Source organism: Agrococcus sp. UYP33 (assembly GCF_054060915.1).
This window is the reverse complement of record NZ_JBSSDR010000001.1, coordinates 1,667,044-1,682,385: the sequence shown is the minus strand read 5'-3', so window position 1 is coordinate 1,682,385 and position 15,342 is coordinate 1,667,044. Positions and strand designations below refer to the sequence as shown.

The window sequence follows — 15,342 nt, the reverse complement described above, 5'->3', positions numbered from 1 at the left end:
GAGCTCGATCGGCCTGAGCGCCGACAGAGGCGGCCCACGCCGTCGGCTGTCCGCTCAGACCGATCGAGCTGCCCTGCTCGCCGGGCGGCGGATGGCGGAGACGCCGACGGCCGCGATCGTGAGCGCGGCGCCGAGCAGCGACCAGATGGTGACCGGGTGGCCGGCGGGGAAGACGACGTCGAGCAGCACCGACGTCACCACCTGCCCGCAGATGACGCCGAGGCCCATCGTGAGCACGCCGAGGTGGTGCACGGCGACCGACATGAGCGCGATGAAGACGATGCCGAGGAGCCCGCCGATGTAGAGCCACGGCTCCGTCGGCAGCGGCGCCCCGCGCACGCCCAGGGCCGTCTGCACGAGCACGAACAGCGCGAGCGCGATCGTGCCGACGACGAAGTTCGACACCGTCTGCGCGATCGCCGACTGCGCGTGCCGCTGCACGAGCCCGCCCATCGCCTGCTGCAGCGACTGCAGCAGGCCGGCGAGGAACGGCAGCACGATGAGCCAGGCGCCCTCGAGCTCGCCGGTGCCGACGAGGGCGAGGCCCACGGCGACGAGCGCGAGCACCGCGCCGACGACGCGCGGCGGCGTGATGGCCTTCCTCGCGAGGCCGCCGAGGCCCATCCGGTCCACCGCGAGTCCGCTCATCGTCTGGCCGGCGACCACGCCGACCGTGTAGAGCGCGACGCCCAGCGTGCCGACGACGATCCCCTGGGTCGCGACGAGGAAGGCGCCGAGCAGACCGGTCGTCGCGTACCACCACGGCATCGAGCCGTCGCGGATCACGCCGATCAGTCGACGCACGCCCGCTCGTGCGCCCGGCCAGACGACGAGCAGGAGGGCGAGCACCGAGGTGCCGATGCCGAACGAGATGAGCGCGGCGAGCATGCCGTGCTCGAGGCGGGCGCCGAGCTCGCCGTTCACGCGGCTCTGCAGCGCGAGGCCGGTGCCGGCCCCGATCGAGGCGAGCAGCCAGAGGAAGGCGGTCATGCGAGCTCCATCGGGGCGAGGTCGGGGGCGGGGTCGGTCGCGAGCCGCGCGAGCCGGACGACGTCGAAGCGCTCGTCGCGTCCGTGCTCGTCGACGTAGCGCAGCCGCTCCCGCTCGACGCCCTCGCGCACGAACCCCGCGCGCTCCGCGACCGCGACGGACGCCGGGTTGTTGGCCCTCGCACCGAGCTCCAAGCGGTGGAAGCCGTGGGCGAAGAGGCTGCGGGAGCGCGTGTCGAGCGCCCGCGCCGCGAGCCCGCGGCCGCGAGCGGCAGGGGCGAGCCAGTACGACATCCAGGCGGTGCCGTGGCGGAGGTCGCGATCGGCGGCCGAGATGCAGCCGACCGCGATGCCGTCGACGTCGATCGCGAGCGCGTCGTCGGCGATGTCGGCGAGGTACGCGTGCGCCTCGTCGAGCGTGCGGATGGGCGGTGCCTGGCGATGCAGATCCTCGGATGCCGCGAACGCGGCGAGCACGGCCGCCGCGTCGCGCTCGGGGTTCCAGGGACGCAGGCGGCTCACTGGGCAAGCCTAGAATGGCTGACGGTCCCGGGCGAACCGGGCCGCGCCTCCTTAGCTCAGTGGTAGAGCAACGCTCTTGTAAAGCGTAGGTCGTCAGTTCGATCCTGACAGGGGGCTCCACTCGGACATCGGGGCACTGCCTCCTCCCGCACGCTCGTGTTCCGGGCGACACGAACCGCGCTGGGCGCGCGGCGGTGCGCGTCATGCTGAGATGCAGCCATGGAGGACAGCACGGCTGACGCGTTCGCGGTCGCTCACGCGCGCACATTGGTGTTCGGCGACTTCCGCAGCACCATCGATGCCGCCGTGATGGCGCTGCTCGACGGCGACGAGGCGCTCGAGGTCGCCGAGCTGGCCGGGGCGAGCCCTTCGCTGGGGTGGTCGGAGGCGCGAGCGCTCGTCCAGCGCGCGCATTCGGCGCTGGGCCTCGACTACCGGTCGATGTCCGACCAGGATGCGCAGGTGATCGCGCTCCGAGTCATGGTCATGGAGCACCGCAGCGGCGCGCGCACGTTGCGCGAGCTCACCTCGTGGGCGCACGACGTGATCATGCACGGCTCCAGCAGTCGAGCCGTCGAGCGACTCGTGCAGCTCGAGGACGACCTCGAGGCGTGGCAGCCGCGGCGCGATCGGGTCGAGGTGGACGCAGTGCTCGACGCGTTCCTCCGCGAGACGGCTGACGCGGTCGCGCGCTGGCGGCCAGCGGCGATCCGGCCATGAGCCGTCCCTCGACGGCACCCGCGGCGGTCAGCCGCGACGCGCTCGTTCAGGATCCCGCGACGGCGGCGAGCTCCTCCCGCGTCCGCTCGGCGAGCGTGCGGCTGAGCTCCTGCTCGGCGCGCGCCTGCGGATGGAGCCGGTCGTCGTCGAGGAGGCCCTCCGTCACCTCGATCGCGGCGTCGACCTGCGCGCGCAGGAAGTCGAGGTCGGCGGCGGTCGCCTCGATGTCGAGGCTGGCCGATCGCGGCGGCCAGCCGACCGGCCCCTCGTCGTGCTGCGCATGCGCCTCGCCTGCCGCCCAGCCGCGCTCGCGCAGCGCTCGCGCATGCGCCACCATCGCGTCGTCGCCGTCCGACTGGAGCGCGACCGCGATGGCGTTGTCGAGCGCGGCGTCGATGATCAGCCAGGAGCCGACGGAGATCTGCATGCTGGAGGCTAGCAAGCGGCGAGCGCGCGGTCCGGACTAGGAGCGCGGTGCCTGCGCCGCGACGAACGCCGCCAGGGCGGCGGGATCGCTCACGTCACCCGCGAAGGTGACGCCGTCGACGAGGATCGTCGGCACGCCGCGCAGCGGCTCGACCCCCTGCAGCGGCTCCTCGATCGCCCGCACGGTCGCCTGCCGCACCCACCACGCGAACGGGGCGGATGCGATGCAGTCGCCGACCTCCGCGCCCTGCTCGGCCGCGAGCGCCGTCACCTCGGCGGCATCGAAGCGCGTCGTCTGCAGGTGCGCGAGCAGCGCGCTCTGGAACGGCCGGTAGGCGTCCGGGGCGCTGTCGGCGACGCACGCGAGCGCGTTCGCGCCGAGCGTCGACGCGTAGCCGTTGGCGATCTCATCGCCGAGCGACACCGGCAGGTAGGCGACCCGCGCCTCCCCGTCGTCCGCGAGCCGCTCGAGCTCCTCGCCGCTCGCCGAGAGCGCCCGAGCGCAGTACTCGCAGTGCGGGTCGATGACGACGAGGATGTCGTGGATGCCGGACGGCGGCTCGACGGCCGCGGGCTCGCCGTCTGCGGGCACCGGGTCGGCCTCGACGACGCCGTCGGCGTCGAAGGCGATGGCGTCGGCCATGTTCGCCGGGCCGTCGGCGGGTGCGAGCCGCACGATCTGGCCGCCGAGCGACTGCTGGATGGTCTCGAGCGCCGGGTCGCGGATGACCCAGCGATCAGCGACGAGCACGGTCTGCTCCTGCAGCTGCCGCTCGGTCGCGATCGCCTGCGCCTCGTCGGCGTCGGCGGCGAGCACGAGCTCCGTGTCGGTGCCGCACGCGGCGACCACCGGATCCGTCTCCGCCGCGCGGTACTGCTCGACGAGGTCGCTGCACTCGCCGCCGGCCTCGAGGTAGGCGGCGCCCAGCTCGCCGATCGTGGTGATCGGGGCGGGCGGGGTGGCGGCGCACCCGGCCAGCAGGGCGATCGCGGCGATCGCGAGCCCTGCCGGCCAGGCGCGCCGGCGCATCAGCCCTCGCTCGGCGCGGGCGTCTCGGTCGGCGCGGGCGTCTCCGACGGCGCGGGCGTCTCGGTCGGCGCGGGCGTCTCGGACTCACCGGTCAGCTGGCCGGCGGTGGCCGTGACGAAGGCCTGGAAGCCGGCGGCGTCGCCAGGAGCTCCCTCGTACTTCTGGCCGTTGACGAGCACCGTCGGGGTGCGGTCGGCGACGACGCCGTCGGTGCCGGGCAGCGGCTGCGAACCGGCACGGATCGTCGCGTCCTCGGCCCAGCTCATGAAGCGACCCTCGCGGATGCAGTCGGCGACGCCGGTCGACGGGTCGATGCCCGCGCCCTCGGCGATGTCGACGATCTCGTCGTTCGTGAGGCCTGCGGTCTGCTCGGCCGGCTGGTTGTCGTACATCGCGGAGTTGAAGGCCCAGAACTGGTCGGGGGCGAACTCGGCGACGCAGGCGGCGGCGGACGCGGAGCGCGTGGAGAACTTCGTGCCGAGCGAGAGCCGGTCGAGGATCGCGATCGGGTGCACCTCGACGGTCGCGGCGCCGGTGTTCAGCAGCTGCTCGAGCGTGGCGCGGTTCGCCTCGTCGAAGGCGCCGCACACGGGGCACATGTAGTCCTGGTAGATCTCGATCTGGATGATGTCCTGGCGCGGCTCGGTGGGCGTCGGGTCACCCTCGGCCGGCGTCGCGGCGGTGCGCTCTGCGACGAAGTCCTGGCCGACGATGATGCCGTTGCTCGCCATGTTCTCGGGGCCGGGGCCGGCGGGACGGATGCTGTTCACGATCACGACCGCGACGATCGCGACGATCGCGACGGCCGCGAGGATGATGCCGCCGATCGTCAGGCCGCGGCGCATCCGCTCGCGGCGACGCCGCTGCTCCTGCATCGCGCGTGCCTGCTCGCGCGCCTGCGCTCGGCGCTCGTTCTTCGTCAGCTTGTCGCTCATGCGTTCCTGTCCTGCTCGACCGGGATCCGGTGGCGCGCTGAGAGCACACGCCAGTTCTTAGGGTACCGGGCACTTCCCGTGCCAGGATGTCCCCGCGGGCAGTGCTGCCCGTACCGACCACTACGGATCGTCCGGCACGTACCTGCCGGTGGAAGGAAGACGACCATGGCGTCTGTGACGTTCGACAAGGCAACCCGTCTCTACCCGGGGAGCACGAAGCCCGCGGTCGACTCGATCGACCTGGAGATCGCCGATGGCGAGTTCCTCGTCCTCGTCGGCCCCTCTGGCTGCGGCAAGTCCACCACCCTCCGCATGCTCGCGGGCCTCGAAGAGGTCAACGACGGAAAGATCATGATCGGCGACCGCGACGTCACCGACATGCCGCCGAAGGACCGCGACATCGCGATGGTGTTCCAGAACTACGCCCTCTACCCCCACATGACGGTGGCCGAGAACATGGGCTTCGCGCTCAAGATCGCCGGCATCGCCAAGGAGGAGCGCGCGAAGCGCGTCGAGGAGGCCGCGAAGCTGCTCGACCTCGAGCCGTACCTCGGCCGCAAGCCGAAGGCGCTCTCGGGCGGTCAGCGCCAGCGCGTGGCCATGGGCCGCGCGATCGTGCGCCAGCCGCAGGTGTTCCTCATGGACGAGCCGCTGTCCAACCTCGACGCCAAGCTGCGCGTGCAGACGCGCACGCAGATCGCGTCGCTGCAGCGCCGCCTCGGCGTCACCACGGTCTACGTCACGCACGACCAGACCGAGGCGCTCACGATGGGCGACCGCATCGCGGTGCTCAAGGACGGCATCCTGCAGCAGGTCGGCACCCCGCGCGACCTGTACGCGAACCCGGCCAACGTGTTCGTCGCCGGCTTCATCGGCAGCCCCGCCATGAACCTCATGCAGCTGCAGACGAGCGACCAGGGCGTGCACTTCGGCCAGCACCTCACCCCGATCCCCCGCGAGCAGCTCGCGTCGGCGAAGGGCGGCCTCGTGGTCGGCGTTCGACCCGAGGACATCTCGGTCTCCGAGCAGGGCGACGGCCTGCCCGTGCTCGTCGACCTCGTCGAGGAGCTCGGCGCCGACGGCTACCTCTACGGCCACGCGGACGTCGAGGGCAAGCGCGTCGACATCGTCGCGCGCGTCGACGGCCGCACCCACGCGTCGCTCGGCGACACGGTCTACATCACGCCGGACCCGTCGCACCTGCACCTGTTCGACAACGAGTCGGGGCTGCGCCTCTGAGGCGACGCAGCCGCAGCATCCGAAGGGCTCCCGCTGACGGCGGGGGCCCTTCGGCCTACCATGGCGGCATGCGCTCCGATCTGCGCATCACCTCCGCGGTGATGGATGCGACCCTGCTCGACCTGCCCTGGGAGGTGCCGCTCGAGGAGTGGACCGAGGAGGACGTCGTCCAGCTGCCGAAGGGCATCTCGCGGCACCTCGTGCGGTTCGCGCGCCTCGGCGGGCGCGTCGTCGCCATCAAGGAGACGACCGAGGAGATGGCCTCCCGCGAGTACGCCATGCTGCGGCGGCTGCAGCGCCTCGACGTGCCGTGCGTCGAGCCGCTCGCCGTGATCTCGGGGCGCACCGGCGCCGACGGGGAGGAGCTCGACGCGGTGCTCGTCACCCGGCACCTGCGCTTCTCGCTCCCCTACCGCGCGCTCTACTCGTCGTCGATGAAGCGCGACACCGCCCAGCGGCTCGTCGACGCGCTCGCCGGCCTGCTCGTGCGGCTCCACCTCGTGGGCTTCTACTGGGGCGACGTGTCGCTCTCGAACACGCTCTTCCGCCGCGACGCGGGCGCCTTCGCCGCCTACCTCGTCGACGCCGAGACGGGCACGCTCGAGCCGAGCGGGCTCTCGACCGGCCGCCGCGAGGACGACCTCGAGGTGGCTCGCGTGAACATCGCGGGCGAGCTGCTCGACCTCGCCGCCGGCGGACGGCTCGACGAGTCGATCGACCCGGTCGCGGTCGCCGCCTCGATCGTCGAGCAGTACCGGTCGCTCTGGCACGAGCTCATGAGCGACGAGGTGATCGACGCCTCCGAGCGCTGGCGCATCAGCGCGCGCATCGAGCGGCTCAACGCGCTCGGCTACGACATCGAGGAGCTCGCGATCCGCACCGGGGACGGCGGCACGACCGTGCGCATCCAGCCGAAGGTCGTCGACCCCGGGCACCACCACCGCCGGTTGCAGGGCCTCACGGGCATCGACGCCGAGGAGAACCAGGCGCGGCGGATGCTCAACGACCTCGACCAGTACGTGGCGCTGCAGCACGACCTGCGCCCGACCGTCGGCGACGAGGCGCTCGCGAACGAGTGGTTCGAGCGGGTCTTCGCGCCGATCGTCGAGTCGGTGCCGCTCGAGCTGCGCGGCAAGCTCGAGGGCCCGGAGGTCTTCCACGAGGTGCTCGAGCACCGGTGGTACCTGTCCGAGCAGCGCCAGTGCGAGGTGCCGCTCGAGGAGGCGGCCGCGAGCTACATCGAGACGCAGCTCTCCTTCCGCCGCGACGAGGCAGCGCTGCTCGGCGTGCCCGTCACGACCGCGATCTCGGTCGTGCCGATCGAGACGGGCGCGATCCTCCTCGACGACGAGGACGACGACCCCGACTGGCGCGACAAGGTCTGAGCACGCACGCGCTCGTCGAGGAGCGCGCAACACACGCTCGTCGAGTAGCACGCCGAAGGCGCGCGTATCGAGACGATGATCATGATCTCGATGCGCGGCCAGCAACCACACGCTCGTCGAGTAGCACGCCGAAGGCGCGCGTATCGAGACGAAGGCGGCGCGCAAGGTCGCTTGATCTCGATACGCGGCCGGCTCCGCCGGCTGCTACTCGATCAGCAACCACACGCTCGTCGAGTAGCACGCCGAAGGCGCGCGTATCGAGACGAAGGCGGCGCGCGCGGTCCCTTGATCTCGATACGCGGCCGGCTCCGCCGGCTGCTACTCGATCAGCACAGGGTCCGGCTCCGCCGGCTGCTACTCGATCAGCAACCACACGCTCGTCGAGTAGCACGCCGAAGGCGCGCGCATCGAGACGACGATCACGATCTCGATACGCGGCCGGCAACCACACGCTCGTCGAGTAGCACGCCGAAGGCGCGCGTATCGAGACGAAGGCGGCGCGCAAGGTCGCTAGATCTCGATACGCGGCCGGCTCCGCCGGCTGCTACTCGATCAGCATCGACCTGCTCGTCGAGTAGCACGCCGAAGGCGCGCGCATCGAGACGACGATCACGATCTCGATACGCGGCCGGCTCCGCCGGCTGCTACTCGATCAGCGGAGCGGCGCTACTCGATCAGCAATGGTGCGTCAGCGGGTGCGGGCGCCGCGCAGCTTCGCGACCTCGTAGAGCGTGATCGACGCCGCGATGCCGGCGTTCAGCGATTCGGTCGCCGCCCCGATCGGGATCGAGACGATCGCGTCGCACGTCTCGGCGACGAGGCGCGACAGCCCCTTGCCCTCGCTGCCGACCACGATCACGAGCGGCCCGGCGGCGAGCTCGAGCTCGTGGAGCGACACGTCGCCGTCGCCGTCCAGGCCGATGACGAAGCATCCCTGCGACTTCAGCTCCTTGAGCGTCGCGGTCAGGTTCGACGCCATCGCGACCGGCACGCGCGCCGCGGCGCCCGCGCTCGTCTTCCAGGCGCTCGCCGTCACGCCGACCGAGCGGCGCTGCGGCACGATGACGCCCTGCGCGCCGAACGCGCCGGCCGAGCGGATGATCGCACCGAGGTTGCGCGGGTCGGTGATGCCGTCGAGCGCCACGAAGAGCGGCGTCTGGTGCCGGTCGAGCACCTGCTCGAGCAGGTCGACGGGGTGCGCGTACTGGTACGGCGGCACCTTGAGCGCGACGCCCTGGTGCACGGCGTCGTGGCCGGAGATGCGGTCGAGCTCCGGCCGCATCACCTCGAGCACGGGCACGCCGCGCTTCGTGGCAATCGACAGGATCTCCTTGACGCGGTCGTCCATCTCGAGCCGCGAGGCGAGGATGAGCGAGGTCGCGGGGATCTTGGCGCGGAGCGCCTCGAGCACCGAGTTGCGGCCGGTCACCATCTCGGAGTCATCCTTCGCGGACGACGGCTTGCGGTGCCGCGGCGGCTGCGCCGGGCGGCCCTTCGCCGAGGCGGCCTCGAAGCGCTCGCGCGACGCCTTCCGCTTGCCGGCGGGGTGCCAGGACCGGTCCTCTGCCTTCGGGGTGGGGCCCTTGCCCTCGAGCGCGCGACGGCCGAGGCCGCCGGTGCCCTTCGAGGGGCCCTTCTTCCGCGGCGATCGCTGCGGCTTCGTCATGAGGTGCTCCAGGTGGTCGTGTGCTTGCCGTCCTCGACGAGGATGCCGGCGGCCGCGAGCGTGTCGCGGATGCGGTCGGATGCGGCGAAGTCCTTGTTGGCGCGAGCCTCGCGGCGCTCCGCGAGGAGCGTCTCGACGAGGCTCGACAGCGCATGGCTCTCGGCCGAGGGTACAGCCTGCCACGCCTCGTCGGCAGGATCGAGCCCCAGCACCCGCAGCATCGCGAGCGCCTCGCCGGCCCGCGCGAGCGCCACGGCGTCGTCGCCGGCGTCGAGCGCGGCGTTCGCCGCGCGGGTGGTGTCGTGCAGCACGGCGACCGCCTGCGGGGTCGAGAGGTCGTCGTCCATCGCCGCGCCGAACGCCTCCGGCACCGCGGTCTCGGGCAGCTCGCCGACGCGTGCGGCGCGCTCGAGCATCGACTCGATGCGGCCGAACGCGGCCTCCGCCTCGGCGAGCGACCCGCCCTCGAGGCTGCCGTCGGCGGTGCGCAGGTCGATCGTCGAGCGGTAGTGCGGCGCGACCAGGAAGTAGCGCGCGACGATCGGACGCACCGACGAGAGCAGGTCGGCGGCGAAGATGGAGTTGCCGAGCGACTTCGACATCTTCTCGCCGTCGACGTTGACGAGGCCGTTGTGGCTCCACACGCTCGCGAAGCCGAGGCCCGCGGCCGTCGACTGCGCGAGCTCGTTCTCGTGGTGCGGGAACCGCAGGTCGAGCCCGCCCCCGTGGATGTCGAAGCTGTCGCCGAGGTAGCGCCGTGCCATCGCCGAGCACTCGATGTGCCAGCCGGGGCGGCCGTCGCCCCACGGCGACGCCCACGAGGCCGAGGCGGGCTCCTCGGGCTTCGACGCCTTCCAGAGCGCGAAGTCGCGCGGATCGCGCTTGCCGCGCGGGTCGGCGTCGGCGGCCGGCTCCATCTTGTCGATCGACTGGCGCGTGAGGGCGCCGTACTCGCCCCACGACCGCACGTCGAAGTAGACGTCGGCCGAGCCGTCGAGCGCGGGATACGCGTGCCCGCGCTCGATGAGCAGCTGGATGAGCTCGTGCATGCCCGGCACGGATGCCGTCGCGCGCGGCTCGTACGTCGGCGCCAGCACGCCGACGGTGCGGTAGGCCGCGGTGAACTCGAGCTCGATCCGGTAGGCGAGCGCCCACCACGGCTCGTCGACCGCGTTGACGAGCACCTTGTCGTCGATGTCGGTGACGTTGCGCACGAACGCGACCCGCAGCCCGCGGTGCGCGAGCCAGCGGCGCCAGACGTCGTAGGCGACGGCGCTGCGCACGTGACCGATGTGCGGCGACGACTGCACGGTCGGCCCGCACACGTACATCGACACCTCGCCCGCGCGGAGCGGCTCGAGGTCGACGACGGCCTGCCGCCGGGAGTCGTAGATGCGCACGGTCACGGTCCCCAAGGCTACTGGCGTCCAGCGCTCCGGGACCCGCTCCACCCGACGGGACCCGGTGCACCGGGTCCCGTCGGGTGCACGGGGTCCCGATCGGCGGCAGGGGCGGCCTGCGCGGGCCGGCTGCGGGTCAGCGGCGGATGAGCGCGGTCGCGATCGCCTGCACGCCCTCGCCGCGGCCGAGGGCACCGAGCCCGTCGGTCGTGGTGCCCGAGACGCTCACGGGTGCGCCGACCATCGCACTGAGCGCGCGCTGCGCCTCGTCGCGGCGGGTGCCGATGCGCGGGCGCACGCCGAGCACCTGCACCGCGACGTTCACCGGCCGCCAGCCATGCTCCGCGAGCCGTGCGAGCGCGGCGCGCACGAACACCTCGCCGTGGGCGCCCGCGTGCTGCGGGTCGTCGACCCCGACGAGCCCGCCGATGTCGCCGAGGCCGGCGGCGCCGAGCAGCGCGTCGACGATCGCGTGACACACGGCGTCGCCGTCGGAGTGGCCCTCGAGCCCCTGCCCCTCCCACTCGACGCCGGCGAGGCGCAGCGGGCCCTCGCCGCCGAAGGCGTGCACGTCGGCGCCGACCCCTACGCGGATCGCCGGGCCGAGCAGCGACTCGGCGCGGTCCGCGTCGGCGGGCGTCGTGATCTTGAAGGCGAGCTCATCGCCGCGCACGGCGGCGACCGGGAGGCCGAGCGCCTGCACGAGCTGGGCGTCGTCGGTCGACTCGCCGCGCGCATCCGCCTCGGCGTAGGCGCGGCGCAGCAGCGTCGCGTCGAAGCCCTGCGGCGTCTGCATCGCACGCAGCCCCGCTCGGTCGACGATCGCGCCGAGCTCGTCGGGCTCCGCGAGCGCCGACGGTGCGAGCGACGCCGACGTGACCGCGCGGATGGTGTCGACGACCGGCAGCACCGGCACGACCGCGGATGCGCCGGCCCGCAGCGCCGCGATGACGCGCTCGATCTGCGCGGCCGGCGTGAGCGCGCGCGCCGCGTCGTGCACGAGCACCCAGCGCGCATCGCCCGCGGCGTCGAGGCCCGCGGCGACGGAGTCGGCGCGCGTCTCGCCGCCGACGACCACACGCGCGGCGACGCCGGCGCGCGCGGCGATCGATGCCGCATCCGCCTCGAGGCCCGCGGGGACGACCACGACGAGCGCGGCGTCGACGGCGGCGAGGCCGCGGAGCGCGTGCTCGAGGATCGGCGCGCCCGCCACCTCGGCGAAGGCCTTCGGCACGCCGCGGCCGAGCCGGGTGCCGCTGCCCGCGGCGACGACGATGAGGGCGGTGTCGGTCACGCGCCTCAGCCTAGGGCGGCGGACGATAGCGTCGAGGCGATGCCGTCCAGCCCCCGTCCCCCGCGCGCCTTCGCCACGGGACTCGTGACACGCGTCCTGCGGATCGCGGCCCTCCTCGCGGTCGCGCTCTCCGCCGTCTCGCTCCTGGTGGGGTACCCGTCGATGCCCGAGCTCGTACCCACGCACTTCGACGCCGGCGGCCGGCCCGACGCGTGGGGCAGCAAGGTCAGCGTGCTGTGGCTCGCGGGCGTCATGGTCGCGGTCGCGACGCTCGTTGGCGTCCTCTCGACGCAGCCCCGCCGATGCAGCTACCCGGTGCCCGTGACCGAGGAGAACGCCCAGCGGCTCTACCGCGAGGGCGAGCGCACGCTCGTGTGGCTGCTCGTCGCGCTCGCCGCCGTGTTCGCCGGGCTCGCGCAGCTCGTGGTCGGCGGCGCTGGAGGCGCGGTGCTCGGACTCGGGCTCGTGGGCGTCCTCGGGGCTACCGCGACCGGCGCGGTGCGGATGCTCGGCGCCACGGGCAGCCGATAGCCGCCTCCGGCGCCCGGGCATGAGAGAGGCGCCCGACCTTGGGGATCGGGCGCCTCGGCTCGGTGCGTGAGACGCGTGCGTCTCGAGCGGGTCAGACCGCGGGGGCGAGCGCCTCGTCGAGGCGAGCGGCTGCCGCGTCCTCGTCGGTGTGCTCCGCGAGCGCCAGCTCCGAGACCAGGATCTGCCGGGCCTTCGCGAGCATGCGCTTCTCGCCGGCCGAGAGGCCGCGGTCCTGGTCGCGGCGGGAGAGGTCGCGCACGACCTCGCTCACCTTGATGACGTCGCCCGACGCCAGCTTCTCGACGTTCGCCTTGTAGCGACGTGCCCAGTTCGTGGGCTCCTCGGTGAAGTCCGCGCGCAGCACCTCGAACACGCGGTCGAGGCCCTCCTCGCCGATGACGTCGCGAACGCCCACCATGTCGACGTTCTGCGCGGGGACCTCGATCGTGAGTCCGCCCTGCGCGACGTTGAGCTTGAGGTAGGTGGTCTCGACGCCCTTGATCTTGCGGACCTTGACCTCGGTGATCGTCGCGGCACCGTGGTGGGGGTAGACGACCGTCTCTCCGACCTCAAAGTTCATCGAATGCTCCTCGTCATAGCCAGAACCTTGATTTTATCACAGCGTGTCGCTCGCGGGCGCCGGGGCAGGCGTGGTTGGATCACGCCCCGCCGCGGCCCGGACCGGGTCACGAGGCCAGGATCGGCACGGCGCCGGGGTCGCGGCGCAGCGCCGTCGAGCCCTCGCCCCGCGCCGCGCCGCGCTAGACTCGCTTGCGACCGCGAGCGCACCCTCCAGCGCCCCCGGCCATCGTCGAAAGGGTCCTCGTGCAGCCTCGCACCGTCGCCGCAGCAGCCGCAGCAGTCGTCGTCGCCTTCGCCGCGACCGGATGCAACATCCTGACGCCGCAGGCGACGCAGATCCAGTACGACGCATCCGACGGCATCTCGGGCCAGACCGGCACCGTCGAGTTCCACAACGCGATGCTCATCGGCGAGCCCGAGGGCGACGCGCTCAACCTGTCGGTGACCTTCACGAACCCGGGCGAGGCGACCTTCCTCGAGGTGCGCGTCGGCGACGAGGTGCAGGAGGTGCGCGTGGCCACCGGCGTCACCACCTACGGCTTCCCGGAGCAGCAGCTCGTCTTCGCTGCCGACGACATCGCCTACGGCGGTCACCGCAACGTCTCGTTCCAGGCCGACGGCGCAGAGCCGACCGGCGTCGAGGTGCAGATGATCTCGACCGAGTTCGTCGGCTACGAGACGCTCGCCCCGGTCGAGCCCGCCGCCGACTGACCCGCAGCGCCTGAGCGCCGGGTCAGCGCTCGAAGCGGTACCCCAGGCCCCGCAGCGTGACGACGCACATCGGGTTCGACGGGTCCTCCTCGATCTTCGCCCGCAGCCGCTTGATGTGCACGTCGAGCGTCTTCGTGTCGCCGAAGTAGTCGCTCCCCCAGACGCGATCGATGAGCTGGCCCCGCGTCAGCACCCTGCCGGCGTTGCGCATGAGGTACTCGAGCAGCTCGAACTCGCGCAGCGGCATCGCCGTCTCCCGCCCCTCGACGGTCACGGTGTGGCTGTCGGCGTCGAGCCGCACCCGGCCGATCTCGACGACCGCGTCGTCCTCCTCCTCGTCCTCGACGGCGCGGCGGCGCAGCACCGCGCGGATGCGCGCGACGAGCTCGCGAGTCGAGTAGGGCTTCGTGACGTAGTCGTCGGCGCCCAGCTCGAGCCCGACGATCGTGTCGACCTCGCTGTCCTTGGCGGTCAGCATGATGATCGGCACCTGAGACGTCTGGCGGATGTGCCGGCACACCTCGGTGCCGCTGCGCCCCGGCAGCATGAGGTCGAGCAGGATGAGGTCGGCGCCCTCCGTCTCGTACATCCGCACGGCTGCGTCGCCGTCGGCGGCGTGCGCGGTCTCGTAGCCTTCGAGCTCGAGCAGGTAGGCGAGGGGCTCGGCGAGCGCGGTCTCGTCCTCGACGATCAGGATGCGCGTCATGCGATCTCCTTCGGGGCGGTGGCGGTGGCGCCTGCGACGGGCAGGCGGAGCGTGAAGGTGGAGCCCTGACCCGGGCGCGACCAGACCGTGACCTCGCCGCCGTGGCTGCCGGCGACGTGCTTCACGATGCTGAGGCCGAGGCCCGTGCCGCCGGTCACGCGGCTGCGCGCCGGGTCGACCCGGTAGAAGCGCTCGAAGACGCGCTCCAGGTCCTCATGGCCGATGCCGACGCCCTTGTCGGTGACGGAGATCTCGACGACGCCGTCGGTCACGCGCACGCCGACGCCCACGTGGGTCGCCTCCGGCGAGTACTGCAGCGCGTTCGCGACGAGGTTCTGCACCGCCATGGTGATGAGGTCCTCGGAGCCCAGCACGTCGGCCTCGTCGAGCACGCGCGGGATGACGCGCATCCGCTTGGAGTCGGCGAGCACGCGGTTGCGGTCCACCGCGGTTTCGACGACCCGGCCGATCGGCACCCGCTCGGCGTGGTCGAGCGGGTCGTCGGACTGGATGCGCGAGAGGTCGATGAGCGCCTTCGTCATGCGCGCGAGGCGGTCGGCCTCGAGCTGCATGCGCTGCGCGAACGAGCGCACCCGGTCGGGATCCTCCGCCGCCGCCTCGATCGCCTCGGCGAGCACGCTCACCGCGCCGATCGGCGTCTTGAGCTCGTGGCTGACGTTGGCGACGAAGTCGCGGCGCACGCCGGCGAGCCGCAGCTCCTCGGTGCGGTCGGCTGCGAGCACGAGCATGAAGCGGTTGCCCAGCGGCGCGACGCGCACGCGCAGGTGCACGTCCATGCCGGCGCCGATGCGGCCGCGGCGGTGGACGAGCTCGAGCACCTCCTGCTCGCCCGAGCGCCAGACGCGGCGCACGGCGGCGAGGATGTCGTGCGAGCGCAGCGCCCTGCCCTCGACGAGGTCGAGCGCGAGCGCGCCGGGCGACGAGAGGATCACCTGGTTCGAGCCGTCGAGCACGACGCCCGCGGACTCGAGCACGTGGACCATCGCGGCGATGCCGTCCGGGACGGGCTCGCTCGCGATCGCCATCACCTGGCGACCGCGATGCGCGGCGATGCCGAGGAGGTGCACGGAGACCGCTCCGATCGCGAATCCCAGCAGGAGCGCGATGAGCACGTACCAGGACGCATCCACCCTGTCAGCGTAGTCGGCGGCCACCTGCCGTTCGCCGCCGGGGGCCGGTCGCCGC

The 15,342-nt window shown here is 72.7% G+C and carries 16 protein-coding genes and 1 tRNA gene; 6 read left to right on the top strand and 11 right to left on the bottom strand.

Features of this window, described 5'->3' with window-relative positions; genetic code table 11:
* Nucleotides 1-54: 54 nt before the first annotated feature.
* Nucleotides 55-990 (bottom strand): DMT family transporter, encoded by a 936-nt coding sequence (locus tag ACVWW9_RS08260; RefSeq protein WP_456515089.1) that lies wholly within the window; start codon nucleotides 988-990, stop codon nucleotides 55-57.
* The gene (locus ACVWW9_RS08255; RefSeq protein ID WP_456515088.1) at nucleotides 987-1,511 is read right to left on the bottom strand and encodes a GNAT family N-acetyltransferase; all 525 of its coding nucleotides are present in this window, start codon (nucleotides 1,509-1,511) and stop codon (nucleotides 987-989) included. Before ACVWW9_RS08255 ends, ACVWW9_RS08260 begins: the two co-directional genes overlap by 4 nt.
* Before the next feature lie 45 nt (nucleotides 1,512-1,556).
* On the opposite strand from ACVWW9_RS08255, the gene ACVWW9_RS08250 reads away from it, so the two are divergent.
* Nucleotides 1,557-1,631: transfer RNA gene (locus ACVWW9_RS08250), tRNA-Thr, on the top strand.
* 99 nt (nucleotides 1,632-1,730) lie between these two features.
* Entirely contained in the window at nucleotides 1,731-2,231 is a 501-nt protein-coding gene (locus ACVWW9_RS08245; RefSeq protein WP_456515087.1) for a hypothetical protein, read from the top strand.
* 46 nt (nucleotides 2,232-2,277) lie between these two features.
* Here the strand turns inward: ACVWW9_RS08245 and ACVWW9_RS08240 are convergent, their stop codons facing one another.
* Genes ACVWW9_RS08240 through ACVWW9_RS08230 form a run of 3 tightly spaced genes read right to left on the bottom strand, consistent with a single transcriptional unit; the run spans nucleotide 2,278 to nucleotide 4,622 of the window.
* Complete coding sequence (locus ACVWW9_RS08240) at nucleotides 2,278-2,658, bottom strand: hypothetical protein (protein WP_456515086.1); 381 nt, start codon at nucleotides 2,656-2,658, stop codon at nucleotides 2,278-2,280.
* 36 nt (nucleotides 2,659-2,694) lie between these two features.
* A complete protein-coding gene (locus tag ACVWW9_RS08235; RefSeq protein WP_456515085.1) occupies nucleotides 2,695-3,687 on the bottom strand; it encodes a DsbA family protein in 993 nt (330 codons plus the stop codon).
* A complete protein-coding gene (locus ACVWW9_RS08230) occupies nucleotides 3,687-4,622 on the bottom strand; it encodes a DsbA family protein (RefSeq protein ID WP_456515084.1) in 936 nt (311 codons plus the stop codon). The genes ACVWW9_RS08235 and ACVWW9_RS08230 overlap by 1 nt, the downstream gene beginning before the upstream one ends.
* 165 nt (nucleotides 4,623-4,787) lie before the next feature.
* Here ACVWW9_RS08230 and ACVWW9_RS08225 point away from each other — a divergent pair, with 165 nt between their 5' ends.
* Together ACVWW9_RS08225 and ACVWW9_RS08220 are read left to right on the top strand one after the other, a co-directional pair.
* Entirely contained in the window at nucleotides 4,788-5,861 is a 1,074-nt protein-coding gene (locus tag ACVWW9_RS08225) for an ABC transporter ATP-binding protein (RefSeq protein ID WP_354256108.1), read from the top strand.
* Nucleotides 5,862-5,929: 68 nt separating this feature from the next.
* Complete coding sequence (locus tag ACVWW9_RS08220; protein ID WP_456515083.1) at nucleotides 5,930-7,246, top strand: DUF4032 domain-containing protein; 1,317 nt, start codon at nucleotides 5,930-5,932, stop codon at nucleotides 7,244-7,246.
* 688 nt (nucleotides 7,247-7,934) lie between these two features.
* Here the strand turns inward: ACVWW9_RS08220 and rlmB are convergent.
* The 3 genes from rlmB to ispD form a co-directional block, all read right to left on the bottom strand.
* Nucleotides 7,935-8,912: a 23S rRNA (guanosine(2251)-2'-O)-methyltransferase RlmB gene (gene rlmB / locus ACVWW9_RS08215; protein WP_354256117.1), complete on the bottom strand. Its 978-nt coding sequence runs from the start codon at nucleotides 8,910-8,912 to the stop codon at nucleotides 7,935-7,937.
* Complete coding sequence (gene cysS, locus ACVWW9_RS08210) at nucleotides 8,909-10,318, bottom strand: cysteine--tRNA ligase (RefSeq protein WP_456515082.1); 1,410 nt, start codon at nucleotides 10,316-10,318, stop codon at nucleotides 8,909-8,911. Before cysS ends, rlmB begins: the two co-directional genes overlap by 4 nt.
* A gap of 130 nt (nucleotides 10,319-10,448) precedes the next feature.
* Nucleotides 10,449-11,606, bottom strand: a complete 1,158-nt coding sequence (ispD, locus tag ACVWW9_RS08205) for a 2-C-methyl-D-erythritol 4-phosphate cytidylyltransferase (RefSeq protein WP_456515081.1) — start codon at nucleotides 11,604-11,606, stop codon at nucleotides 10,449-10,451.
* Nucleotides 11,607-11,645: 39 nt separating this feature from the next.
* Between ispD and ACVWW9_RS08200 the strand changes: the two genes are divergently transcribed.
* Nucleotides 11,646-12,137, top strand: coding sequence for a DUF1648 domain-containing protein (locus ACVWW9_RS08200; protein ID WP_456515080.1), 492 nt, complete (start codon nucleotides 11,646-11,648; stop codon nucleotides 12,135-12,137).
* 91 nt (nucleotides 12,138-12,228) lie between these two features.
* Here the strand turns inward: ACVWW9_RS08200 and ACVWW9_RS08195 are convergent, their stop codons facing one another.
* Nucleotides 12,229-12,717, bottom strand: coding sequence for a CarD family transcriptional regulator (locus ACVWW9_RS08195; RefSeq protein ID WP_123697195.1), 489 nt, complete (start codon nucleotides 12,715-12,717; stop codon nucleotides 12,229-12,231).
* Between the two features lie 245 nt (nucleotides 12,718-12,962).
* Between ACVWW9_RS08195 and ACVWW9_RS08190 the strand changes: the two genes are divergently transcribed.
* Nucleotides 12,963-13,430 carry a hypothetical protein gene (locus ACVWW9_RS08190; RefSeq protein ID WP_456515079.1) on the top strand — a complete coding sequence of 156 codons (468 nt, stop codon included), beginning with the start codon at nucleotides 12,963-12,965 and terminating at the stop codon, nucleotides 13,428-13,430.
* 22 nt (nucleotides 13,431-13,452) lie between these two features.
* Here the strand turns inward: ACVWW9_RS08190 and ACVWW9_RS08185 are convergent, their stop codons facing one another.
* Nucleotides 13,453-14,136 carry a response regulator gene (locus ACVWW9_RS08185; RefSeq protein ID WP_456515078.1) on the bottom strand — a complete coding sequence of 228 codons (684 nt, stop codon included), beginning with the start codon at nucleotides 14,134-14,136 and terminating at the stop codon, nucleotides 13,453-13,455.
* A complete protein-coding gene (locus ACVWW9_RS08180) occupies nucleotides 14,133-15,287 on the bottom strand; it encodes a sensor histidine kinase (protein ID WP_456515077.1) in 1,155 nt (384 codons plus the stop codon). The genes ACVWW9_RS08185 and ACVWW9_RS08180 overlap by 4 nt, the downstream gene beginning before the upstream one ends.
* Nucleotides 15,288-15,342: the final 55 nt, after the last annotated feature.